The organism is Burkholderia sp. MSMB1835 (assembly GCF_001526365.1).
In the GTDB taxonomy this organism is placed as follows: domain Bacteria; phylum Pseudomonadota; class Gammaproteobacteria; order Burkholderiales; family Burkholderiaceae; genus Burkholderia.
This window is the reverse complement of record NZ_LOYP01000005.1, coordinates 259,328-283,010: the sequence shown is the minus strand read 5'-3', so window position 1 is coordinate 283,010 and position 23,683 is coordinate 259,328. Positions and strand designations below refer to the sequence as shown.

Genomic DNA, 23,683 nt, shown 5'->3' with positions numbered 1-23,683 from the left:
GTTTCAAGTGCTCGTCGTGCTTCGACATGAAAAACCCCAAGGGTCGGATCTATGTCCAACTCTCGGGGTTCAGTTCAATTTTCGACCGGGCCTTTTGTTTGGCGTGATCGCGCCGTGATGTGCCGCTGCCGGGTGGCGCTCAGTGCGCCGCCGACGCCGCCGCACCGGCATCGCCGCCGCCCGCGCGTTCGGGCTTGGTGATCCAGATCAAGCCGATCAGCAGCACGAAGATCGCGGCCGAAATGTAGAACAGATCGTTCACGCCGAGCTGCGCCGCCTGCTGCGTGGCCATGTTGTTGATCAGGCCGTGTGCCTGCTCCTGCGTGAGCCCGAGATTACCCATCTGCGTGACGGCCTGATTGAACGTCGGGTTGTACGGATTCGTCTGTTCGACCAGTTGCGCGTGGTGGAAGTTGTTCCGATGATCCCACGCGGTCTGGAAGATCGACGTACCGATGCCGCCGCACATGATCCGCACGAAGTTCGACAGGCCGGACGCCGCTGGAATGCGGTGGCCGGGCAGCCCGGACAACGTGATCGACACGAGCGGGATGAAGAAGCCCGCCATCGCGATACCCTGCACGAGCGTCGGCAGCGTCAGCGACCATTCGTCGACGCCGGTCGTGTAGCGTGAACGCATCCAGAAGCACAGCGCGAACGTCAGGAACGACGCCGTCGAGATGAAGCGCGGATCGGTGCGCGGCAGATACTTCCCGGTGAGTGGCGACAACAGGATGGCGAACAACCCGACCGGTGCCATCACGAGGCCGGCGTCGGTCGCGGTGTAGCCGATTTGCGTCTGCAGCCACAGCGGTAACAGCACGAGATTGCCGAAGTACAGGCCGTAGCCGATCGACAGCGCGACCGTGCCGCCGGTGAAGTTTCGTATGCGGAACAGCGACAGGTCGACGACCGGGTGCTCGGCGGTCAGCTCCCAGATCACGAAGAACGCGAACGCGATGACGGCGGTCAGCGCGAGCACGACGATCGTCGTCGACGCGAACCAGTCCAGATCCTTGCCCTTGTCGAGCATGATCTGCAGCGAGCCGACCCAGACGACCAGCAGCGCGAGGCCCACGCCGTCGATCGGCGCACGGCGCACGGCCGACTCCCGACTCCGGTAGATCACCCACGTCGCGGCGGCGGCGGCGATGCCAACCGGGATGTTGACGTAGAAGATCCACGGCCACGAATAGTTGTCCGAGATCCAGCCGCCGAGAATCGGGCCCGCGACGGGTGCGATCAGCGTCGTCATCGCCCATAGTGCGAGCGCCATCGGCGCTTTCGCGCGTGGATAGCTCGACAGCAGGAGCGCTTGCGACAGCGGAATCATCGGGCCCGCGACGGCCCCCTGGAGCACGCGCGACGCGAGCAGGAACGGCAGGCTCGGCGCCAGCCCGCACATCCACGACGAGATGACGAACAGGACGATCGACGCGAGGAACAGGCGGACTTGCCCGAAACGGTCGGTCAGCCAGCCGGTCAGCGGCACCGAGATTGCGTTCGCGACCGCGAACGACGTGATGACCCACGTGCCCTGATCGGACGACACGCCGAGGTCGCCCGAGATGGTCGGGATCGCGACGTTCGCGATGGACGTGTCGAGCACGTTCATGAACACCGCGAGCGATACCGCGATCGTCCCGAGCAGGAGTTGTCCGCCCTGCAGCGGCGGATGGGAGACAGGAGCCTGTGCCATGTCGGTTGCCTTTCCGGAGTCGGAACCGTTACATCAGTTACATCATTTTCGCGGCGCTGCTCTGCTTCGCCGCGACCGGCGCCGACGCGTTGCCGCCGGCGTTCTCGGCGATGATGCGCGCGATTTCGGCGTCGGCTTCGTCGCCGTATTTCGCGAACACGTTGGTCTCGTAGACGGTGTTCGGTGCGTTGACGAGCTGGTCGCCGCGTTCGTCCTTGATGTCCACGTCGACCTGCATCGACAGGCCGATGCGCAGCGGATGCTTGTCGAGATCCTTCGGGTCGAGCTCGATCCGCACCGGCAGGCGCTGCACGACCTTGATCCAGTTGCCGGTCGCGTTTTGCGCGGGCAGCAGCGAGAACGCCGAACCCGTGCCGGCCGAGAAGCCGACGACCTTGCCGTGGTACGTGACCGACGAACCGTAGATGTCGGCCGTCATCTCGACCGGCTGGCCGATGCGCATGTGCTTCAGCTGGACTTCCTTGAAGTTCGCGTCGACCCACACGGCATTGAGCGGCACCACCGACATCAGCGGGTTGCCGGGCGACACGCGTTGGCCGACCTGCACCGAGCGCTTCGCGACGTAGCCGGTGACCGGCGCCGGCAGCACGTTACGCGCGTTCGCGAGGTACGCGTCGCGCACCTTCGCGGCGGCGGCCATCACGTTCGGGTGCGAGGCGATCGTCGTGTTCGCGGTCAATGCGCGATTCGATGCGAGCTGCTGTTGCGCGGCGTCGACCGATGCCTGCGCGGCCTTCACCGCGTCGCGGGCGTGCGAGATTTCTTCCTGCGACACGGCGCCCGTCTGCGCGACGGCCAACCGGCGGCGCAGGTCGTCCTGCGCCTTCGACAGGTCGGACTGGCGCAACGCGACCTGCGCACGGTACTGGTCGTCGTTGACGAACAGGCCGCGCACCTGGCGCACCGTCTGCGCGAGGTTCGCTTCGGCCTGCTGCAGCGCGACCTGCGAGTCGGCCGGGTCGAGCACGACGAGCGGATCGCCGGCCTTGACCGTTTGCGTGTCGTCCGCCTTCACGGCGATCACGGTGCCGGTGACCTGCGGCGTGATCTGCACGACGTTGCCGTTCACGTACGCATCGTCGGTGTCTTCATGGAAGCGGGCGACGAGGAAGTAGTACAGGCCGTATGCGATGGCCGCGATCACGATGACCGCGACGAGCAGCGTCATCATTCGTTTGCGCTTGCCGTTGTTCTGCGGCTGCGCGCTGGCGGCGTTTTGTTGGTCGCTCATGGCGATTTTCTCCGTCCGTTATTTCGAGTGTCTGCGTAGTGGTGGCGCCGGATCAGTTGGCGGCCTGTTTGGTCGGCGTGGCCGCATCGGGCGCGGCGAGCGGCGTGCCGGTCGCGTCGAATCCGCCGCCGAGCGCCTTGATGAGGGCAAGCTGCATGTCGCGCCGGCGCATTTTCAGGTTGGTCACCGTCTGCTCCGATGCGAGGCGGTTGCTGTCCGCCGTCAGCACCTGCAGTTGCGGCGACAGGCCGGCCTTGTAGCGGATGACCGCGAGATCGTACGCCCGCGTCGAGGCGTCGAGCGCACGTTGAGCGTCGCCCATCTGGCGATCGATTGCGCGGATCGACGCGACTTGCGTCGCGACGTCGTTCAGCGCGCTGATCAGCGTCTGGTTGTAGTTCGCGACCGACAGGTCGAAGTCGGCGTAGCGGCCCTTGAGCTGGGCGCGCAGCGCGCCGGCATCGAAGATCGGCAGGTGGATCGCGGGGCCGAACTGCGCCTGGCGACTCGCGAAGTTCAGGAATTTGCCCCAGCCGAACGCATCGAAGCCGAACCCGGCCGCGAGGTTCACGTCCGGGAAGAACTCGGCCTTCGCTTCCTTCACGTCGTGCATCGCGGCTTCGACCTGCCAGCGCGCGGCGACGATGTCGGGCCGGCGCGACACGAGGTCGGCGGGAAGATTGCCGGGCAGCGCGACTTCGCCGGTGGGGTTCATCACCGGCGCCGCGATCTGCAGCCCGCGATCCGGACCCTTGCCGAGCAGCGCGGCGAGCTGGTAGCGCACCGTCGTGATCTGGCCGTCGAGGTCCGACAGGGATGCCTGGGTGGTCGCGATGTTGCCGCGGGCCGTCTGGCGTTCGACGTTGGTATCGAGGCCGGCCGATACGCGGCCGTCGGTGATCTTGCCGACCGTCTCGCGGTTGGTGATCTCGCGTTGCGCGATGTCGCGCAACGCATAGAGCTGGGCGAGCGAGTTGTAGGTGCGTGCGACCGACGACGCGAGCGTGATGCGCGCCTGTTGCATGTCGGCTTCGGCGGCCTTTTCCTGCGACACGGCCGTGTGCAGGCGCTCGCGGTTCTTGCCCCACAGGTCGAGTTCCCACGAGGCGCTCGCCAGCGCGTTGTTTTCGCTGTACCACTGGCCGCCGTACGGGGGCGGGAACAGGCCGTTCGCCGAATACAGTTCACGCGTCCAGGAATAACTGGCTTCGGCCTTCGGCATCAGGTTGGAGCGCGACGATTCGATGTACGACGAGGCTTTCGCGATGCGCGCCTGCGCCTGTGCGATCGACGGGTTGCCCTGCAGCGCTTCGTCGATCAGCTTCGGCAATTGCGGATCGCCGAACTGGCTGGCCCAGTCGAGTGCCGGCCATTGGCCGCCCTGGGCCGGCAGGCTCTGGGCGGATTCGAATTGCGACGCGGGGGCGATCTGTTTGTCGCTCTTGATGCCGATGTAATTCGCGCAGCCCGCCAGCGCCAGCGCGGCGACCGCGGCGGCGACGGCGGCGCGGCACGACCCGGCGCGCACGGACAACGGGGAGGATTTCATCGCGCTAACCCCTGACTCGGAATGAATGATGGACACTGCAAGGATTTCCTTACATTAATCTGTCAAAAGTAATTGTTATGGCAACTATTACGTGATGCTGCCGCCGGCCGTCTCGCAATAGTTGCTGAGAATGCGGCGCAGCATGCTCTTCAGGAACCCGACTTCTTCCGGCGTAAACCCGTCCAGCACCTGGTCGAGCACGCTGCGAAAAATGGGCGGTAGCCGTTCGGCCAGCGCACGGCCTTCGTCGGTGAGCTCGAGGCGCACGACGCGTCGGTCCTCGATGCTGCGCACGCGCGACAGCAGGCCGCGTTTCTCGACCCGGTCGAGCAGGCGCGTGACCGCGCTTGCGTCGATCCCGTATTCGCGCGCGAGTTCGGCGGCCGTCGAGCACTTGCCGACCGCGATCATGAACAGCATGCTCGCCTGGGTGCCCGTGATGCCGAGCTCTTCCTGCGTGCGCTGCGTGACGAGGTTGGTCATCACCGACTTCACGCGCGACATCAGATAACCGACGCTGTCGTTCATCTGATACGAAGACAACTGCGAAACGGGCGGAGAGGTAGGAGAATCCGACATAAAACCCTGAAGCTGCAATAGTTGACTAGGCAGCAGTATAGGCACAATTGCTTGCCGCGGCAAATGTTAATCGAACGGCCAAACCCGCGCTGTGTCTGGCGAGAATCCCTTGTCTCGATAAGGTTTTTCGGCCGATCGGGGAGCGTGCGGAAGAGGATTCGTCCGTTCGGCAGAGGAGGGCGAAGCGGCCCGTTTTGCTGCATTGCAATGCGCGGGTCGGCTCTCGACACTCGCACGTGCTATAATTTGAGGCTTTCCAAGCTGCAACGCGCGCGCCCGTGAAAAACACGAGCGCGCGCGTTTGCGCGTTCAAACGATTTCCAGGTTTCTATGACCCGCGCCCTTCGCAATATCGCCATCATCGCCCACGTCGACCACGGCAAGACCACGCTCGTCGACCAACTGCTCCGCCAGTCCGGCACCTTCCGCGAGAACCAGCAGATTGCGGAGCGGGTGATGGACTCGAACGACATCGAAAAAGAGCGCGGGATCACGATTCTCGCGAAGAACTGCGCGGTCGAATACGAAGGCACGCACATCAACATCGTCGACACGCCGGGGCACGCGGACTTCGGCGGCGAAGTCGAGCGCGTGCTGTCGATGGTCGACTCGGTGCTGCTGCTCGTCGACGCGGTCGAAGGCCCGATGCCGCAGACGCGCTTCGTCACGAAGAAGGCGCTCGCGCTCGGCCTGAAGCCGATCGTCGTCGTCAACAAGATCGATCGTCCGGGCGCGCGGATCGACTGGGTCATCAACCAGACCTTCGACCTGTTCGACAAGCTCGGCGCGACCGAAGAGCAGCTCGACTTCCCGATCGTGTACGCATCGGGCCTGAACGGCTACGCGTCGCTCGACCCGGCTGCTCGCGAAGGCGACATGCGCCCGCTGTTCGAGGCGATCCTCGCGCACGTGCCGGTTCGCCCGGCCGATCCGGAAGCGCCGCTGCAGCTCCAGATCACGTCGCTCGACTATTCGACGTACGTCGGCCGGATCGGCGTCGGCCGCATCACGCGCGGCCGCATCAAGCCGGGCCAGCCGGTCGCGATGCGTTTCGGCCCGGAAGGCGACGTGCTGAACCGCAAGATCAACCAGGTGCTGTCGTTCAAGGGCTTGGAGCGCGTGCAGGTCGAGTCGGCCGAGGCGGGCGACATCGTGCTGATCAACGGTATTGAAGACGTCGGCATCGGCGCGACGATCTGCGCGGTCGACACGCCGGAAGCGCTGCCGATGATCACCGTCGACGAGCCGACGCTGACGATGAACTTCCTCGTCAACTCGTCGCCGCTCGCCGGCCGCGAAGGCAAGTTCGTGACGAGCCGCCAGATCCGCGACCGTCTGATGAAGGAGCTGAACCACAACGTCGCGCTGCGCGTGAAGGATACCGGCGACGAAACGGTGTTCGAAGTGTCGGGTCGCGGCGAACTGCACCTGACGATTCTCGTCGAGAACATGCGCCGCGAAGGCTACGAGCTGGCCGTGTCGCGTCCGCGCGTCGTGATGCAGGAGATCGACGGCGTGCGTCACGAGCCGTACGAGCTGCTGACGGTCGACGTCGAGGACGAACACCAGGGCGGCGTGATGGAAGAGCTGGGCCGCCGCAAGGGCGAGATGCTCGACATGGCGTCGGACGGCCGCGGCCGCACGCGTCTGGAATACAAGATCTCGGCGCGTGGCCTGATCGGCTTCCAGAGCGAATTCCTGACGCTCACGCGCGGCACGGGCCTGATGAGCCACATCTTCGACTCGTACGCGCCGGTCAAGGACGGCTCGGTCTTCGAACGCCGCAACGGCGTGCTGATCTCGCAGGACGATGGCGCCGCGGTCGCGTACGCGCTGTGGAAGCTGCAGGATCGCGGCCGCATGTTCGTGAAGCCGGGCGACGCGCTGTATGAGGGCATGATCATCGGCATCCACAGCCGCGACAACGACCTCGTCGTCAACCCGATCAAGGGCAAGCAGTTGACCAACGTGCGCGCGTCGGGCACCGACGAAGCCGTGCGTCTCGTGCCGCCGGTCCAGATGTCGCTGGAATACGCGGTCGAATTCATCGACGACGACGAGCTCGTCGAAGTGACGCCGCAGTCGATCCGCCTGCGCAAGCGCTTCCTGAAGGAGCACGAGCGTCGCCGCGCGAGCCGCGAAGGCGCGGTCGACTAAGCATCGACTGTTCCCGAGCACGACGAAAAGGCTGCCTTCGGGCAGCCTTTTTCGCATCTGCGCGGCGGGCAACCGGGCGACCTGCAAAACACTGTTCCCGCAGGCCGCGGCAATCCGGCAAAACCCCGCCGCGCGGTGCTTTCGCGCGCATTTCGCCGTGAACTCCGGTATCGGTTCTGTGATATGCTGCGCGCACGCAAGTTTTAGGTCCTTCCAAGCAAGACTTGATTCGCAATCCGCTAAACGGTCAGGCCGTGTCGCGGAAGGTTGAGTAACCCGCTATTTCTCGAGAAGCTCGAAGAAAGGTGAGCGTAAAATGTCAGATGTAATGAAGCAGTTTCAGCTGAACTCCTATCTGTTCGGCGGCAATGCTTCGTACGTTGAAGAACTGTACGATGCATACCTCAACAATCCGGCATCGGTGCCGGAGAACTGGCGAGAGTATTTCGACGCGCTGCAGAACGTGCCTGCGACGGACGGCTCGAATGCCAATGACGTCGCTCACTTCCCGATCGTCGAATCGTTCGCCGAGCGTGCGAAGGCCAATGCCTTCATTCCGCGCGAAAGCACTAGCAATCTCGCGACCGCACGCAAGCAGGTGCACGTCCAGTCGCTCATCAGCGCCTATCGCTTCCTCGGCTCGCAATGGGCCAACCTCGATCCGCTGAAGCGTCGCGAGCGTCCGGCCATTCCCGAGCTCGAACCCGCGTTCTACGATTTCTCCGAAGGCGACCTCGACCAGACGTACAGCGCAAGCAACCTGTACTTCGGTTTCGACCAGGCTTCGCTGCGCGACATCGTCAAGGGTCTGCGCGACACGTACTGCGGCACGATCGGCGCCGAGTACATGTACATCAGCGATCCGGAGCAGAAGCGCTGGTGGCAGGAGCGCCTGGAATCGACCCGCGCGACCCCGGCCTTCTCGGCCGACAAGAAGAAGCACATCCTGAATCGCCTGACGGCCGCCGAAGGCCTCGAGCGCTACCTGCACACCAAGTACGTCGGCCAGAAGCGCTTCTCGCTCGAAGGCGGCGAAAGCTTCATCGCGGCGATGGACGAAGTCGTCCAGCACGCGGGCAAGAGCGGTGTGCAGGAAATCATCATCGGCATGGCGCACCGCGGCCGTCTGAACGTGCTGGTCAACACGCTGGGCAAGATGCCGGCCGACCTGTTCGCCGAATTCGAAGGCAAGCACGTCGACGACCTGCCGGCCGGCGACGTGAAATACCACAAGGGCTTCTCGTCGGACGTGTCGACGGAAGGCGGCCCGGTCCACCTGTCGCTCGCGTTCAACCCGTCGCACCTCGAAATCGTGAACCCGGTGGTCGAAGGTTCCGCGAAGGCGCGGATGGACCGTCGCGGCGACGAAGACGGCCTGCAGGTGCTGCCGGTGCAGATCCACGGCGACGCGGCGTTCGCCGGCCAGGGCGTCGTGATGGAAACGCTGAACCTCGCGCAGACGCGCGGTTACGGCACGCACGGCACGCTGCACATCGTCATCAACAACCAGATCGGCTTCACGACGTCCGACCCGCGCGACGCGCGCTCGACGCTGTACTGTACCGACGTCGTCAAGATGATCGAAGCGCCGGTGCTGCACGTGAACGGCGACGATCCGGAAGCCGTCGTGCTCGCGATCCAGATCGCGATCGACTACCGGATGCAGTTCCACAAGGATGTCGTGATCGACATCGTCTGCTTCCGCAAGCTGGGTCACAACGAGCAGGACACGCCGGCCGTCACGCAGCCGCTGATGTACAAGAAGATCGCGCAGCACCCGGGCACCCGTGCGCTGTATGCCGAGAAGCTCGTGCAGCAGGGCGTGATCACCGCGGAAGACGCCGACAACTACGTGAAGGCGTACCGCAAGGCGATGGACGACGGCCACCACACCGTCGATCCGGTCCTGTCGAACTACAAGAGCAAGTACGCGGTCGACTGGGTGCCGTTCCTGAACCGCAAGTGGACGGACGCGGCCGACACGGCCGTGCCGCTCGCCGAACTGAAGCGCCTGGGCGAACGCATCACGACGGTCCCGGAAAACTTCAAGGTTCACCCGCTCGTCGAGCGCGTGATCAACGACCGCCGCAACATGGCGCGCGGCGACCAGCCGCTCGACTGGGGCATGGGCGAACACCTCGCATTCGCGTCGCTCGTCGCATCGGGCTACTCGGTGCGCCTGACGGGCCAGGACTCGGGCCGCGGCACGTTCACGCACCGTCACGCGGTGCTGCACGACCAGAACCGCGAGCGCTGGAACGACGGCACGTACGTGCCGCTGCAGAACATCGCCGAAGGTCAGGCGAAGTTCACGGTGATCGACTCGGTGCTGTCGGAAGAAGCGGTGCTGGGCTTCGAATACGGTTACTCGACCGCCGAGCCGAACACGCTCGTGCTGTGGGAAGCGCAGTTCGGCGACTTCGTCAACGGCGCGCAAGTCGTGATCGACCAGTTCATCTCGTCGGGCGAAGTGAAGTGGGGCCGCGTGTCGGGCCTCACGATGCTGCTGCCGCACGGCTACGAAGGCCAGGGTCCGGAACACTCGTCCACGCGTATCGAGCGTTTCCTGCAACTGTGTGCCGACCACAACATGCAGGTCGTCCAGCCGACGACGCCGGCGCAGATCTTCCACCTGCTGCGTCGCCAGATGATCCGCCTGTTCCGCAAGCCGCTGATCGTCGCCACGCCGAAGTCGCTGCTGCGTCACAAGGAAGCGGTGTCGGATCTGTCGGAACTGGCGAAGGGGTCGTTCCAGCCGGTGCTGGGCGAAACCGACGGCGGCATCGACGCGAAGAAGGTCAAGCGCGTGCTGGTGTGCTCGGGCCGCGTGTACTACGACCTCGTCGCGCATCGCCGCGAAGCGAAGGCGAACGACGTCGCGATCATCCGTATCGAGCAGCTGTATCCGTTCGCGCACAAGCAGTTCGAAGCCGAAATGAAGAAGTACGAGAACGCGACTGAAGTGGTCTGGGTGCAGGACGAGCCGCAGAACCAGGGCCCCTGGTTCTACGTCGAGCACCACCTGAAGGAAGGCATGAAGGAAGGGCAGAAGCTGGCATACAGCGGCCGTCCGGCTTCGGCCTCGCCGGCGGTTGGCTACTACGCGAAGCACTACGAGCAGCAGAAGGCCCTGATCGAAGGTGCATTCGGCCGCCTGAAGAGCGCATCGATCGCGAAATAATCGACGTCAAGCGAAACGGGAAGGCGCGCGGCGCTTTCCCGTTCCTTTTGGCCTGCCGGGCGCGTCGCGCGCCGCACCGGCCGAAGGAATCGCACGAACCTCGTCACACCCCAGATTAAGCATCCAGGAAAATCACATGGCTATCGTAGAAGTCAAAGTCCCCCAGCTTTCGGAGTCGGTGTCGGAAGCCACCATGCTGCAGTGGAAGAAGAAGCCGGGCGAAGCAGTCGCGCAGGACGAAATCCTGATCGAACTCGAGACCGACAAGGTCGTCCTCGAAGTGCCGGCGCCGGCAGCGGGCGTGCTCGCGCAAGTGCTGCAGAACGACGGCGACACGGTGGTCGCCGATCAGGTGATCGCGACGATCGACACCGAAGCGAAGGCAGGTGCTGCCGAAGCAGCGGCAGGCGCCGCCGAAGTCAAGCCGGCGGCAGCGCCCGCCGCAGCCGCACCGGCCGCACAGCCGGCCGCCGCGACCGCATCGAGCTCGGCCGCCGCATCGCCGGCCGCAGCGAAGCTGCTGGCCGAGAAGGGCCTGTCGACGGGCGACGTCGCAGGTTCGGGCCGTGACGGCCGTGTCACGAAGGGCGACGCGCTGGCCGCAGGCAGCGCACCGAAGGCTGCTCCGGCCGCCGCACCGGCGAAGACCGCCGCCGCGAAGCCGGCGCTGCCGGAAGTGAAGGTGCCGGCGTCGGCAGCGACGTGGCTGAACGACCGTCCGGAGCAGCGCGTGCCGATGTCGCGCCTGCGTGCGCGTATCGCCGAGCGCCTGCTCGAATCGCAGCAGACCAACGCGATCCTGACGACGTTCAACGAAGTGAACATGGCTCCGGTCATGGAACTGCGTAACAAGTACAAGGACAAGTTCGAGAAGGAACACGGCGTGAAGCTCGGCTTCATGTCGTTCTTCGTGAAGGCGGCCGTTCATGCGCTGAAGAAGTTCCCGCTCGTGAACGCGTCGATCGACGGTAACGACATCGTCTACCACGGCTACTTCGACATCGGTATCGCGGTCGGTTCGCCGCGCGGCCTGGTCGTGCCGATCCTGCGCAACGCGGATCAGCTGAGCCTCGCCGAAATCGAGAAGAAGATCGCCGAATTCGGCCAGAAGGCGAAGGACGGCAAGCTGTCGATCGAGGAAATGACGGGCGGTACGTTCTCGATCTCGAACGGCGGCGTGTTCGGTTCGATGCTGTCGACCCCGATCATCAACCCGCCGCAGTCGGCCATTCTCGGCGTGCACGCGACGAAGGAGCGCCCGGTCGTCGAAAACGGCCAGATCGTGATCCGCCCGATCAACTACCTGGCGCTGTCGTACGACCACCGCATCATCGACGGCCGCGAAGCCGTGCTGTCGCTCGTCGCGATGAAGGATGCGCTGGAAGATCCGGCACGCCTGCTGCTCGACCTGTAAGCCGAGTCTCACTGCATCGACCCGTTCGCAGGTTCGCGCGCATGCGTGAACCTGCGGGCGTACAAGTAGAAAGGATTGTCATGTCCAAGGAATTTGACGTCGTCGTGATCGGCGCCGGCCCCGGCGGCTACATCGCCGCGATTCGCGCCGCGCAGCTCGGCAAGACCGTTGCCTGTATTGAGAAGTGGAAGAACCCGGCCGGCGCGCTGAAGCTCGGCGGCACCTGCCTGAACGTCGGCTGCATTCCGTCGAAAGCGCTGCTCGCGTCGTCGGAAGAGTTCGAGAATGCGTCGCATCACCTGGCCGACCACGGCATCACGGTCGACGGCGTGAAGATCGACGTCGCGAAGATGCTCGGCCGCAAGGACGCGATCGTCGAGAAGATGACGAGCGGGATCGAGTTCCTGTTCAAGAAGAACAAGATCACCTGGCTGAAGGGCCATGGCAAGTTCACCGGCAAGACCGATGCCGGCGTGCAGATCGAAGTGAGCGGCGAGGGTGAAACCGAAGTCGTCACCGCGAAGAACGTGATCATCGCGACGGGTTCGAAGGCGCGTCACCTGCCGAACATCCCGGTCGACAACAAGATCGTGTCGGACAACGAAGGTGCGCTGACGTTCGACTCGGTGCCGAAGAAGCTCGCCGTGATCGGCGCGGGCGTGATCGGTCTCGAGCTCGGCTCGGTGTGGCGCCGCCTCGGCGCCGACGTGACGGTGCTCGAAGCGCTGCCGGCATTCCTCGGCGCAGCCGACGAAGCGCTTGCGAAGGAAGCGGCGAAGCTGTTCAAGAAGCAGGGCCTCGACATCCATCTCGGCGTGAAGATCGGCGAAGTGAAGACGACCGCGAACGGCGTGTCGATCGCTTACACGGACAAGGACGGCAACGCGCAGACGCTCGACGCCGACCGCCTGATCGTGTCGGTCGGCCGCGTGCCGAACACCGACAACCTCGGCCTCGAAGCCATCGGCCTGAAGGCGAACGAGCGCGGCTTCATCGACGTGGACGACCACTGCCGCACGGCCGTGCCGAACGTGTACGCGATCGGCGACGTGGTGCGCGGCCCGATGCTCGCGCACAAGGCGGAAGACGAAGGCGTGCTGGTCGCGGAAGTGATCGACGGTCAGAAGCCGCACATCGACTACAACTGCATTCCGTGGGTGATCTACACGTACCCGGAAATCGCATGGGTCGGCAAGACGGAACAGCAGCTGAAGGCCGAAGGCCGCGAGATCAAGACGGGCAAGTTCCCGTTCTCGATCAACGGCCGCGCGCTCGGCATGAACGCGCCGGACGGTTTCGTGAAGATGATCGCGGACGCGAAGACCGACGAACTGCTCGGCGTGCACGTGATCGCCGCGAACGCGTCGGACCTGATCGCGGAAGCCGTGGTGGCGATGGAGTTCAAGGCGGCGTCGGAAGACATCGCTCGCATCTGCCATCCGCACCCGTCGATGTCGGAAGTGATGCGCGAAGCGGCGCTCGCGGTCGACAAGCGCTCGCTGAACAGCTGAGCACGGTGTAGCGCCTGCCGGCCGTCGGCCGGCGCAGCCGTCTCATGACGAAGGCGGGCGGGGTTTCCCGCTCGCCTTCGTTCTTTCCGGTTTGCCCGATGAACGTCACCGAATACTACACGCGCGAACTGACCACGCGCGGCTATCAGTCCGATCCCGCTCAGCGCGCGGCCGTCGATCGCCTGCAGCGCTGTTTCGACGAGTGGGTCGACTACAAGGCGCGCCGCTCGAACGCTTTCAAGAAGCTCATCAATCACCCGGATCTCCCGCGCGGCGTCTACATGTGGGGCGGTGTCGGTCGCGGCAAGAGCTTCCTGATGGACAGCTTCTACGCAGTCGTACCCGTGCAGCGCAAGACGCGCCTGCATTTCCACGAATTCATGCGGGAAGTGCACCGCGAGCTCGAGGAACTGAAAGGGCAGGCCGATCCGCTCGACGAACTCGCGCGGCGCATCGCGAAGCGTTACCGGCTGATCTGCTTCGACGAGTTCCACGTGTCGGACATCGCCGACGCGATGATCCTGTATCGCTTGCTCGATCGCCTGTTCAACAACGGCGTGCAGTTCGTGATGACGTCCAATTACGATCCCGACGACCTGTATCCGGACGGCCTGCATCGCGATCGCATGCTGCCGGCGATCGCGCTGATCAAGGAAAAGCTCGACGTGCTCAACGTCGACGCAGGGGTCGATTATCGCCAGCGCACGCTCGCGCAGGTGAAGATGTATCACACGCCGCTCGGCGCGGAAGCCGATCGCGAACTGCGCCATGCATTCGGCAAGCTCGCGGCCGTGCCCGACGAGAGCCCGATCCTGCATATCGAGAAGCGCGAACTGAAGGCGCTGCGCAAGGCGGACGGCGTCGTGTGGTTCGATTTCGCGACGCTGTGCGGCGGCCCGCGTTCGCAGAACGACTACCTCGAACTGGCGAGCCGTTTTCATGCGATCGTGCTGTCCGAGGTGCCGCAGATGTCGCCGCGGATGGCGTCCGAGGCGCGCCGCTTCACCTGGCTCATCGACGTGCTCTACGATCACAAGGTCAAGCTGCTGATGTCCGCGGCGGTGCCGGCCGAAGCGTTGTACGTCGAAGGCCCGATGGCCAACGAATTCGCGCGTACGGTCTCGCGCATCGTCGAGATGCAGTCGAAGGAGTATCTCGAAACGCCGCGCCGCATCGTCGATACGTCGTTGACCTGAGCGGATGGCGGGTGCTCGCAATTGGCGTCATTCAAACGTCAATTTCGGTTAGATTCAGCCAATCCTCGGGTATTTTCGGATTTGTCTTATATTCATCGTTGAGGTGAGCCGATATTGTGGTGTCATGGTTATTAAGGCTGGAGATGTCCATGACACCGTATCGCGATTTGACCGACCACGAATGGCGCTGCGTCGCGCCGCTTCTGCCCGAAATGCAGCCGCGCACCGAGTTGCGCGGCCGGCCGTTAGCCAATACGCGGGCCGTGCTGAACGGTGTGCTTTGGGTGATCTACAGTGGCGCAACATGGTCGGCCATGCCGCGCCGTTACCCGTCGTATCAGACATGCCATCGCCGTTTCAAGGTATGGCACGAAACGGGCACGCTGATGAACGTGATGCGTGAGCTCTACGGCGACGCCGGCATGAATCTGTGCAACGAACTGTCCGCGCGGATGCGCAAGCATACGCAATCGAAGGCGGCGGAGGCGCGTAGCAACGCGGCGCCCGCGTATCGTGCACCGGGTAGCTATGCATCGGATGCGATGAAGCACGCGGCGTGATGTCCTTCGGTTTTCGCTGTGCCCGCCCCAAAAGGAAATCGGCCTGACGACGTCGTCGCAGGCCGATTTTTTTATTGAGCCGCGCGTTTTGGCGCGTACTGCGGGCGCGTACTGCGTTATTGCTGGCGGACCCAGGTCTGCGACCGGCCCAGCAGCGACACGCCGATGTAGCCGCGCACCACGAGCTTCTGGCCGCCGTCTTCAAGCGTCATCTTGCACTTGTAGACCTTGCCGTTCTCCGGGTCGAGAATGTTGCCGCCGTCCCAGTGGTCGCCGTCCTTCTTCATCGCCTTGATGATCGTCATGCCCTTGATGAGCTGATCCTTGCGCTCGTCCGTGCACGCGGTGCAGCGGCGATCGGGCGTATCGTTCGCGCCGAGGCCCTTGACGACCTTGCCCGTCAGCGAGCCGTCGCCGTCCTCGGCGATCTGCACGAGCGCCTTCGGTTGATGGGTGTTGTCGTCGATCGTCTGCCACATGCCGACGGGGCTGTCGGCTTGCGCGAACGTGGGGGTTGCGCACGCGAGCAGAGCGCCGGCAATGGCGATCGCCCGCAACGGGCGGGTCAGTTGAATCATTGTCATCCTCCTTGTTTTGCATGTCTGTTCGATTTGCCCGTACGCCCGTCTGCATGGGGCGGGTCTGTTGCGAGCTTCGCCAGAATACGTGAAACCGTGCGCCACGTTTGATAGAGGGGACTCTAATCGAAACAGCCCGCGTGACGCGGGCTGTGGGGTGACTTTGGTGACCGATCAGTTGAGCTGATACGAGAACGCGGCGTTGATGCGCGGGCTGCGTGACGCGCTTTCGACCGGTGCGTCGCCCACCGGTTTCGCGACGTTCAGATCGAGACTGTAGTAGCGGCTGTCCGTGAGCCGCACGCCGATGCCGACCGACGACATGCGGTTCGGCGATGGCGTGCCCGAGTGAAGATACACACGCGCCATGTCGTATGCGATGTACGGCGTAATCGATTTCAGATACGTCCAGCCCGGTGTGAAACCGCGGTTGACCTCCAGCGACATCCCCCAGCCCGAGTCGCCCGACGTTTCGCCCGGCTGGTAGCCGAGCGCGTAGCGGGTCGAGCCGAACGAGATCTGTTCGGACGTCGGCAGCGAGTCGGGACTGTATTGCCCGGTCAGCGACACCGACGTGCCGATCCGGAACGGCCATTCGTTCGTCTGCGTGAAGGTCGCGCCGGTGCGGACGAAGGTCAGCGAGATGGGGTCGTCGTAGTTTGTTGTGGTGCCGCCGTTGGTACCGACCTGCGATTTCGATGCGCCGAGGATATCGAATGCCTTGGCGACGTTGACGCTCAATTTACGTACCTGCTTCGGTTGGACACTCGTGTAGTCGAGCTGCATTTGAAGGACACGAACCTGCGACCGGTTGTCGAGCGTCGCACCGGTGATTTTGTTCTGGTAGCGATCTTCGTTATGCGACGCATAACCCGACACGGTGCCAAGCAGGCTGCGCTGGTTGTTCAATAAAATCGGATAGGAAGCCGAAAGACCTAGTTTTTCGTTCTTGACTGTACGTTCGATAGTCGACGGCAACCCCGGGTTATCGGTCGGTTTGCCGCGATACGTGCTGGCATCGAGGCGCGTGATCAGGCCGCTGCTGCCGACTGGCAGGGCGCCGCTGAACGCGAAGTAGGTCTGCTTGTCGCGTCCCGGCGGCGCGAGCGCCGAGATGCTCAGTTGCTCGCCGAACCGCGTCAGGCCGTTTTCGGTTGCGGTGATGAGGCCCTGGACGCCCGGGTGGTTGAAGTCGATACCCGTGCTGACGTTGAACGGCTTGCGATCCACCGCAAGTTCGAGCGTCGTCGCGCCGTCGGTGGTTTGCGGCGGCGGGACATTCGCTTTCACCGTCAGGCCGGGCAGCAGGCCGAACGTGTTCACGTAGCGCTCGAACGTCGCGCGGCGCAGCGGACGGTCGGCCGTGATGTGCGCGGCGATCGCGCGAATCTTCGGTTCCATCGCGCCGGGTTTGCCGGTGACCTTGACGTCCGCCACGTAACCTTCGACCACCGTGATGCGCACGACACCGTTCTCGAACGTCTGCGCGGGAACGAATGCGAACGACAGCGCGTAGCCGCGCTCCTGGTACAGCTTCGTCACGCCGTTGGCGGTTTCGATCAGCTCGCCGATCGTAATGTCCTTGCCGACGAGCGGTGTGAAGCGGCGCGTGATTTCCTCGAACGGTACCGACTTCACGCCTTCGACCTGGAACGTCGTCGGCGTCAGGTGCCGCGACAGCAGCTCCTGCAATTGCGGCGCCTGCGGGGCGACCTGAACGGTGACGTTCGGGCCCGTCTTCGGTGCGTTGATCTGGGGAAGGGAGTCGAGCGGGTTACCGCCGACGCGCGTTTGTGCCTGTGCCGTGCCTGCTGCCGCGATGGCGAGCAGCATCATCCATCTGTCGAGTCTGGATTTCATTGTTCTTCCTCGTAGGCCTTGCTTTTCGTCTTCTTTGTAATGCCGGCGCACGACACCAGGGTGTCGCGCGCCGCGTGCCGCAATGCCGGTTGTGTTTGTACGGCCGCGTCATTCGCTCCGGCTGCGATGACGCGACCGTCCTCCTTACTTGCCAACGCTACCCAACGTACCCAGCAACCCCGTGACCGGTGCCAGCAGCCCCGTCGAACCGCTGCCCGACGACGCCGTACCCGACACGCTGCCGACCAGCGACGTGACCGGCGCGAGCGGGCTCGAGCCCCCGGAGCCTGCCGCACCGCCAACCGCTCCGGTGACAGTATTCAGCAAACCGGTGACGGGCGCGAGAGGGTTAGCACTGCCCGCGCCACCCGTTGCGCCGCCGAGCGTGCCGGTGACCGTCGACACGAGATTCGTGACGGGCGCGAGCGGGCTGCTGCCCGAGCCGCCCGCTGCGCCGCCGAGCGCGCCCGTGAGCGAGCCGAGCGGCGTCGAGCCGAGACCCGACAGCAGGCCGCCGAGCGGGTTCGTCGAACCGGAACCGGAGGACGAGCCGTTCTGGACGGTTGCCGTCGAGCCGCCGACGAGGCTCGTGATCAGGCCGGGGATCGGTGCTGCGCCGTTCGGGCCGTTCGGATTGACGAGGCCGCCCGCGTTGGTCACGGTATTGCCGACCGCGGTCACGAGCTGGCCGACGTCGCCGACGAGCGGCTGGCTCGACGTGCCGGCGACCTGCTTGCCGGCCGAGCTGATTGCGCCGCCGATCTGGCCGAGCAGGCCCGAGACGGGTTGGCCCAGGCCGGTCGTCGTGCCGACCTGCTGCGTGACCTGGCCGGCGGTGATCACGAGCGGCGTAATCGCCGAGCTGATCGGTTGCGTCACCTGCTGAACGGCGCCCGACGACAGCGTCGAGCCGATCGTCGTGCCGGCGGCCGTCAGGCCGTTGGCGACCGTATCGAGCACGGTGCCGACCGGCGTCGTGACCGGTGCGAGCGGTGCCAACGGGCCGGTGCCCAGCGCCTTGACCGTCGAGCTCAGGCCGGACACCGTGTTGCTGGTCGCGCCGACGACGTTGCCGAGACCGGCAACCGTGGTGCCGACCGGGTCCTTCGTCGAGCCGATCTGCCCCAGCCCGTTGCTCACCGCATCGGCGGCCGCGCCGACGATCGTGCCGGTGCTGGACAGCGTGCTGCCGACGCCCTTCGTCACACCGTCGCCGAGGCCCGGCAGGCTGATGTTGCCGACCGTGCTGCCGAGGTCGGTGGCCGTCTGGCCGACCGTGCTGATGACGCCCTTGGTGCCGGTCGGCGAACCGCTGGTGCCGCTCGTGCCGGGCGTGCCGCTCGTGCTCGGGTTGTTGTTGTCGTTGCTGCTGGTCGGCGGCGAGCTGACGCCGCCACCGCCGCAGGCGGCCAGCAGGCACGCTGCGGCGAAGGCGGTGAGGGGCATGCGCCAGTGGCGCAGGGCGACCGTCGTGATGGAACGTTGCTGGGACATGATGGACTCCTCGCTGTCTTTTCGATGAATGGATGTCGGATTACTTGCCGTGCGTGCCGCCGAGCAGGCCGCCGATCAGCGACGTGACGGGCGCAAGCGGATTCGACGACGAGCCCGCGTTCGTGACGGCACCCGTGCCGCCGCTCAGTGCCGGTACGCCGACCGTGCTCGTGACCGTGGAGACGGCATTCGTCACCGGGGCGAGCGGGCTGCTGCCGCCTGCGCCACCCGTCACGCCGCCGAGTGCGCCCGTGACTGCGCCGAGGAGGCCCGTGACCGGGGCGAGCGGGCCGCCGCTGGTACCGCCCGTTGCGCCGCCGAGCGCGCCGGTGACCGTCGAGACGAGGCCCGTGACCGGTGCGAGCGGACCGCCGCTGCCGCCTGCTGCGCCGCCCAGTGCACCCGTGACCGTCGAGACGAGGCCCGTGACCGGTGCGAGCGGACCGCCGCTGCCGCCTGCTGCGCCACCCAGTGCACCCGTGACCGTCGAGACGAGGCCCGTGACCGGTGCGAGCGGACCGCCGCTGCCGCCTGCTGCGCCACCCAGTGCGCCCGTGACGGTCGAGACCAGGCCCGTGACCGGTGCGAGCGGGCCGCTGCCGCCACCCGTTGCGCCGCCGAGTGCGCCGGTAACCGTCGACACGAGACCCGTGAGCGGGGCAAGCGGGTTTGTCACGCCGCCGGTGCCGCCCGTGAGCAGGCCGCCGACGGCCTTCACGGTGTTGCCCGTCGACGAGACGGTGTTGCCGAGGCCGGTGGTGACCGGGTTGCCGCCCGTCGATGCGAGCAGCGCGCCGGCCTGATTCAGCCCGTTGCCGACCGTGCCGAGCAGCGTGTTGACCGGCGCGCCGAGGCCGGTTGCCGTGCCGATCGTCTGGGTCGTCTGGCCGACCATCGTCGTGATCGGCGTGATGGCCGAGCTGACCGTCTGCGTCACCTGCTGAATCGGGCCCGTCGACAGTGCGTTGGTGAGCGTAGTGCCGCCGTTCGACACGGCGCCGCCGAGCGTCGTGACGAGGCCGCCGACCGCGCCCGTAACCGGCGCGAGCGGCGACAGCGGGCCGCTGCCGAGGCTCGTGACCAGGTTGCCCGTTTGCGTGACTGCGCCGCCGAGCTGATTGACCACGCCGCCCGTGCTGGCGACCGTGGTGCCGATCGGATCCTTCGTCGCGCCGAGCTGGCCGAGCCCGTTGCCGAGGCCGTTGCCCAGCGCGGAGACCGCGCCGCCCACGCTTTGCACGATGCCGCCCGCGGCTTGCGTGGTGGCCGGATTGACGCCCGGCAGCGTTTGGCTACCGATGACGGAGCCGAGACCGGAGACGGTGCTGCCGGCATTCGTGATGATGTTGCTGCCGCTTGCGAGGACATTTCCCACCGGGTTCGCCGACACACCGGAGGTGCCGGACGTACCGCTCGTGCCCGACGTTCCGCTCGTGCCGGACGTGCCGCTCGTACCCGAGGTTCCGCTGGTGCCGGACGTGCCGCTCGTGCCCGAGGTTCCGCTCGTGCCGGAGGTGCCGCTCGTACCCGAGGTGCCGCTCGAGCCGTTGCCGCCCGACGTGGAGATCGTATCGCCGCCGCCGGAGCTCGAGCCGCCGCCGAGACCCTGGCTGATGGAGCCGGAGCCGCCGCACGCGGAAAGGGAAAGCATGGCTGCAACGGTGGCCGCGATCAGAGTCGTCCGGAACACGCCATGAGGGATAACCTTAATGTCCATTTCGTCCTCGCATTAAAAATGTGTTGTGAACTGCGTTGTGTTGAGTGGTGCGAGGACTACTCTGCAACTGTCGTGCCATTTCGATGCCCGACGGTTCGACAACCGGTTTTAAACGAGGCAATTCCTTGTCGGAGAAGGAGGTTATGGAAATTGAAAGATTGTTGAATCTGTTTAAGTGAGGATGAATGAGAACGGTTTCGGCCGTTTCGTAACGTAACGTCACAACATTGGCGTTACGGATGCGGCGTAACGTGGGGCCCAAGCAGGCTTGGTGGACGAGGCAATTGTTTTACTGGTGGATTAGGTGTGCACATCTAACCTATCGTAAATCCTATGTGTAAGTCGTACCGAAACGCCGTACAAATACGTTGTGCTCCTGATCATTTTTTCCGCCCGAGTAGTTGAAAAGAGGTTGGAATTTAAATGGGAACGGATATAGAATCGGGAGCAGATGTAAGCAAATGTACGGTTCGGTACACTACGTTCGAGGAGGGGCACTATCGCGAATGTTAACTTGCATCAAATCGTGAGCAATGCCCTTCGGGGCGACCTATAAAGAAAGCGCACCCGGTTGTCGTTACAGCAGATGTGGCGAACGGCTGGGGCAAACGGCCAGATATGCGGGGACGTATACGTATAAAAGGCCAGAATACGTAAATACAGGCACGAGGAATAAAATGAAAGCAATCATCAAGCGTTTCCTTAAGGAAGAAGACGGGGTTACCGCAGTCGAGTACGGACTCATCGCCGGACTCATCGCCGTCGCTCTCGTCAGTGCGATGAGCACGTTGACGGGTGGCATCTCGGGTGCGTTCACCTACATCGCCAGCAAACTGCCGGCGGCATAACGAACGAGCTTTGCTCATTTCCCTGTTGTCAGGGGCGCGGATTGCTTCGGCAATCCGCGCGGTAAGTTTTGCCGTTCGGGGTGTAAATGATCCTGCTCACTGGCGTCGGGGTTTTCCTCGCGTGGGCGATGCTTGTCGCGCTCGAGGACATCCGTCATAGGCGTATACCGAATTCACTGGTGATCGGTGGATTCGCGTTTGCATTTGTACTCGCCGGACATAATCCGTTCGGCATATCCGTGAATCAGGCGCTCATTGGCGTACTGGTCGGTTTTCTGAGCCTCTTTCCCTTTTTTGTGCTGCGCGTAATGGGTGCCGCGGATGTCAAGGTATTCGCGGTGCTGGGCGCGTGGTGCGGCCCGCATGCGCTGCTGTGGCTCTGGATCATTGCGAGCCTGCTGGCATTCGCGCATGCCGGTACGCTGATCTTCGCCACCCGTACGCCCGTGTCGGCGTTGTGGCAGCGGCGTTCGCCGACGATGCAGATCGCCGGTTTCCGGGCGTCGCCGTATGCCGCATTCCTCGTGATTCCCGCGGCGCTGTGGTGCCTGTACCGGATCGCGACCGGGGGGATGCAATGACGGTCGTTCGTCCGGTATCCGGTATGCGACGTCGCGAGCGCGGTGCGACGGCGATCGAATTTGCGCTGATGTTGCCCGTGTTCTTCCTGATCCTGTACGCGATCATCACGTACGGGATGATCTTCGCGGCCCAGCAGAACCTGACGCTTGCCGCAACGGAAGGCGCTCGCGCCGCGCTGAACTATCAGCAGGTCGGTGCGGCCGCGTCGGTGCAGGCAGCGCAGCAAGCTGCGTTGGCGGCGCGAGCCCAGGCCGCATGCACGGCCGCGACGAACCTGACCACGTGGCTGAAAGGGTCGACATGCTCGCCCACGCAGCAAGGCAATTGTTCGTACGACCCGACGATGCTGTGCGTGCAGATCACGCTGACCTACCCATACTCGCAGAGTCCCCTGATTCCGTCGTTCCCGCTGCTCGGTTCGCTGTTGCCGGTGCCATCGACACTCACCGGAACCGCGATGGTCCAGATCAGCCCGGTCAACATCATATAGACGGCAGCTGCGGCGTCGTGCCGGGTCGAGGGCGCCCGGTCGGCAACGTTGCGCGGAGAATTCAATCGTGAGTAGCGGGGAAGCATAACAACACCATGGCCAACAATCTGACGAAGATCATTGCGGGTTTGCTGATCGCGATCGCGATTCTGCTCGGCGTCTATGCATGGATGCTCGGTCGCAAGCCGGCCGATGTCGCGCCGGTTGCCTCGACGGTCGCCACGCAGAGCGTGCCGGTCGTCGTGACGACTCGGCCGTTGCAAGCCGGCCAACCGATTCCGGCCGATGCGCTGAAAGTCCAGCAGTCGACCGCCGCGCCCCAGGGGGCGTTCGCCGATCCGCTGCAACTGGTCGGTCGCACCCCGGCAGCCGACATTCCCGCACATGCGGCCGTCGTCGCGAGCGCATTGTCGTCCGGTCTCGCCGAGCAGATCGCACCGGGAGAGCGCGCCGTCGCGATCAAGGTCGACGAGACCAACGCGGTCGGCAATCGCGTGCGCCCCGGCAACTATGTCGACGTGTTCGTGAATCTGAAGCGCGACGGGACCGGCGTGGCGATCGGCGGGACGTCGACGGCGGAGATCGTGAATACTCAGGCGCGGCTGCTGATGTCGAAGGTTCGTGTGCTGTCGTTCGGCGATGCCACGACCGAGCGAGACAGTTCGAACGGCTCGGTGGTCGGGACGCGGACCGCGGTGCTGGCCGTGCCCACCGCACAGGTCGACGCGCTGACGCTCGCCGAGCAGAGCGGTCGACTCCTGCTCGCGCTGCGTAACCCGCGCGACGACGATGTCGCGGCGCAAACCGTCGCGGTTCGCGTCGGCGACGACAAGAGCCCGTCGGCGGTTGCCGCCGCCGGCATGGTGCTGGGCGAGTTGTCGAAGAGTGCGACGGCGCCGGCTCCGCGTGTGGCGCCGCGGGTGGTCGCACGGCGTCCGAGCGGTGGCGGCATCGAAGTGATTCGGGGTGGGCGGACCGAAACGGTCGCTTATTGAGTGGGACGAAGACGGCAAACA

General features: G+C 64.7%; 18 protein-coding genes. 10 read left to right on the top strand and 8 right to left on the bottom strand.

Annotated features, from left to right (window positions below):
• Positions 1-139: 139 nt before the first annotated feature.
• From WS96_RS04505 to WS96_RS04490, 4 genes are all read right to left on the bottom strand, one after another.
• Complete coding sequence (locus WS96_RS04505) at positions 140-1,699, bottom strand: DHA2 family efflux MFS transporter permease subunit (protein ID WP_034207117.1); 1,560 nt, start codon at positions 1,697-1,699, stop codon at positions 140-142.
• A 37-nt stretch (positions 1,700-1,736) separates the two neighbouring features.
• Positions 1,737-2,951: an HlyD family secretion protein gene (locus WS96_RS04500; protein ID WP_034207118.1), complete on the bottom strand. Its 1,215-nt coding sequence runs from the start codon at positions 2,949-2,951 to the stop codon at positions 1,737-1,739.
• 52 nt (positions 2,952-3,003) lie between these two features.
• Complete coding sequence (locus tag WS96_RS04495) at positions 3,004-4,500, bottom strand: efflux transporter outer membrane subunit (RefSeq protein WP_034207119.1); 1,497 nt, start codon at positions 4,498-4,500, stop codon at positions 3,004-3,006.
• An 87-nt stretch (positions 4,501-4,587) separates the two neighbouring features.
• Complete coding sequence (locus tag WS96_RS04490; RefSeq protein WP_034207120.1) at positions 4,588-5,079, bottom strand: MarR family winged helix-turn-helix transcriptional regulator; 492 nt, start codon at positions 5,077-5,079, stop codon at positions 4,588-4,590.
• Between the two features lie 330 nt (positions 5,080-5,409).
• Here WS96_RS04490 and typA point away from each other — a divergent pair, with 330 nt between their 5' ends.
• The 6 genes from typA to WS96_RS04460 all read left to right on the top strand — a co-directional run bounded on the left by typA (position 5,410) and on the right by WS96_RS04460 (position 15,098).
• Complete coding sequence (gene typA / locus WS96_RS04485; protein WP_034207121.1) at positions 5,410-7,236, top strand: translational GTPase TypA; 1,827 nt, start codon at positions 5,410-5,412, stop codon at positions 7,234-7,236.
• A 316-nt stretch (positions 7,237-7,552) separates the two neighbouring features.
• Complete coding sequence (locus tag WS96_RS04480) at positions 7,553-10,417, top strand: 2-oxoglutarate dehydrogenase E1 component (RefSeq protein WP_059830899.1); 2,865 nt, start codon at positions 7,553-7,555, stop codon at positions 10,415-10,417.
• A 136-nt stretch (positions 10,418-10,553) separates the two neighbouring features.
• Positions 10,554-11,831, top strand: a complete 1,278-nt coding sequence (gene odhB / locus WS96_RS04475; protein ID WP_059785457.1) for a 2-oxoglutarate dehydrogenase complex dihydrolipoyllysine-residue succinyltransferase — start codon at positions 10,554-10,556, stop codon at positions 11,829-11,831.
• Between the two features lie 80 nt (positions 11,832-11,911).
• The gene (gene lpdA, locus WS96_RS04470; RefSeq protein ID WP_059830898.1) at positions 11,912-13,342 is read left to right on the top strand and encodes a dihydrolipoyl dehydrogenase; all 1,431 of its coding nucleotides are present in this window, start codon (positions 11,912-11,914) and stop codon (positions 13,340-13,342) included.
• Positions 13,343-13,440: 98 nt separating this feature from the next.
• Positions 13,441-14,538 carry a cell division protein ZapE gene (gene zapE, locus WS96_RS04465; RefSeq protein WP_059499047.1) on the top strand — a complete coding sequence of 366 codons (1,098 nt, stop codon included), beginning with the start codon at positions 13,441-13,443 and terminating at the stop codon, positions 14,536-14,538.
• Positions 14,539-14,657: 119 nt separating this feature from the next.
• Positions 14,658-15,098, top strand: coding sequence for a transposase (locus tag WS96_RS04460; RefSeq protein WP_156443573.1), 441 nt, complete (start codon positions 14,658-14,660; stop codon positions 15,096-15,098).
• 116 nt (positions 15,099-15,214) lie between these two features.
• Here the strand turns inward: WS96_RS04460 and WS96_RS04455 are convergent, their stop codons facing one another.
• The 4 genes from WS96_RS04455 to WS96_RS04440 all read right to left on the bottom strand — a co-directional run bounded on the left by WS96_RS04455 (position 15,215) and on the right by WS96_RS04440 (position 20,747).
• On the bottom strand, positions 15,215-15,676 hold the full coding sequence (locus WS96_RS04455) for a DUF2147 domain-containing protein (protein WP_034207127.1): 462 nt from the start codon (positions 15,674-15,676) through the stop codon (positions 15,215-15,217).
• 174 nt (positions 15,677-15,850) lie between these two features.
• Positions 15,851-17,536: a ShlB/FhaC/HecB family hemolysin secretion/activation protein gene (locus WS96_RS04450; RefSeq protein ID WP_059830895.1), complete on the bottom strand. Its 1,686-nt coding sequence runs from the start codon at positions 17,534-17,536 to the stop codon at positions 15,851-15,853.
• Between the two features lie 144 nt (positions 17,537-17,680).
• On the bottom strand, positions 17,681-19,030 hold the full coding sequence (locus WS96_RS04445) for a collagen-like triple helix repeat-containing protein (protein ID WP_059785468.1): 1,350 nt from the start codon (positions 19,028-19,030) through the stop codon (positions 17,681-17,683).
• A gap of 40 nt (positions 19,031-19,070) precedes the next feature.
• On the bottom strand, positions 19,071-20,747 hold the full coding sequence (locus WS96_RS04440; protein ID WP_059830893.1) for a collagen-like triple helix repeat-containing protein: 1,677 nt from the start codon (positions 20,745-20,747) through the stop codon (positions 19,071-19,073).
• 677 nt (positions 20,748-21,424) lie between these two features.
• Between WS96_RS04440 and WS96_RS04435 the strand changes: the two genes are divergently transcribed.
• From WS96_RS04435 to cpaB, 4 genes are all read left to right on the top strand, one after another.
• Complete coding sequence (locus WS96_RS04435; protein ID WP_059785476.1) at positions 21,425-21,595, top strand: Flp family type IVb pilin; 171 nt, start codon at positions 21,425-21,427, stop codon at positions 21,593-21,595.
• Positions 21,596-21,681: 86 nt separating this feature from the next.
• Positions 21,682-22,176 carry an A24 family peptidase gene (locus tag WS96_RS04430; protein WP_059785479.1) on the top strand — a complete coding sequence of 165 codons (495 nt, stop codon included), beginning with the start codon at positions 21,682-21,684 and terminating at the stop codon, positions 22,174-22,176.
• Entirely contained in the window at positions 22,173-22,667 is a 495-nt protein-coding gene (locus tag WS96_RS04425; RefSeq protein ID WP_059830891.1) for a TadE/TadG family type IV pilus assembly protein, read from the top strand. The genes WS96_RS04430 and WS96_RS04425 overlap by 4 nt, the downstream gene beginning before the upstream one ends.
• Before the next feature lie 95 nt (positions 22,668-22,762).
• Complete coding sequence (gene cpaB, locus WS96_RS04420; protein ID WP_034207134.1) at positions 22,763-23,662, top strand: Flp pilus assembly protein CpaB; 900 nt, start codon at positions 22,763-22,765, stop codon at positions 23,660-23,662.
• The last annotated feature ends 21 nt before the right edge of the window (positions 23,663-23,683 follow it).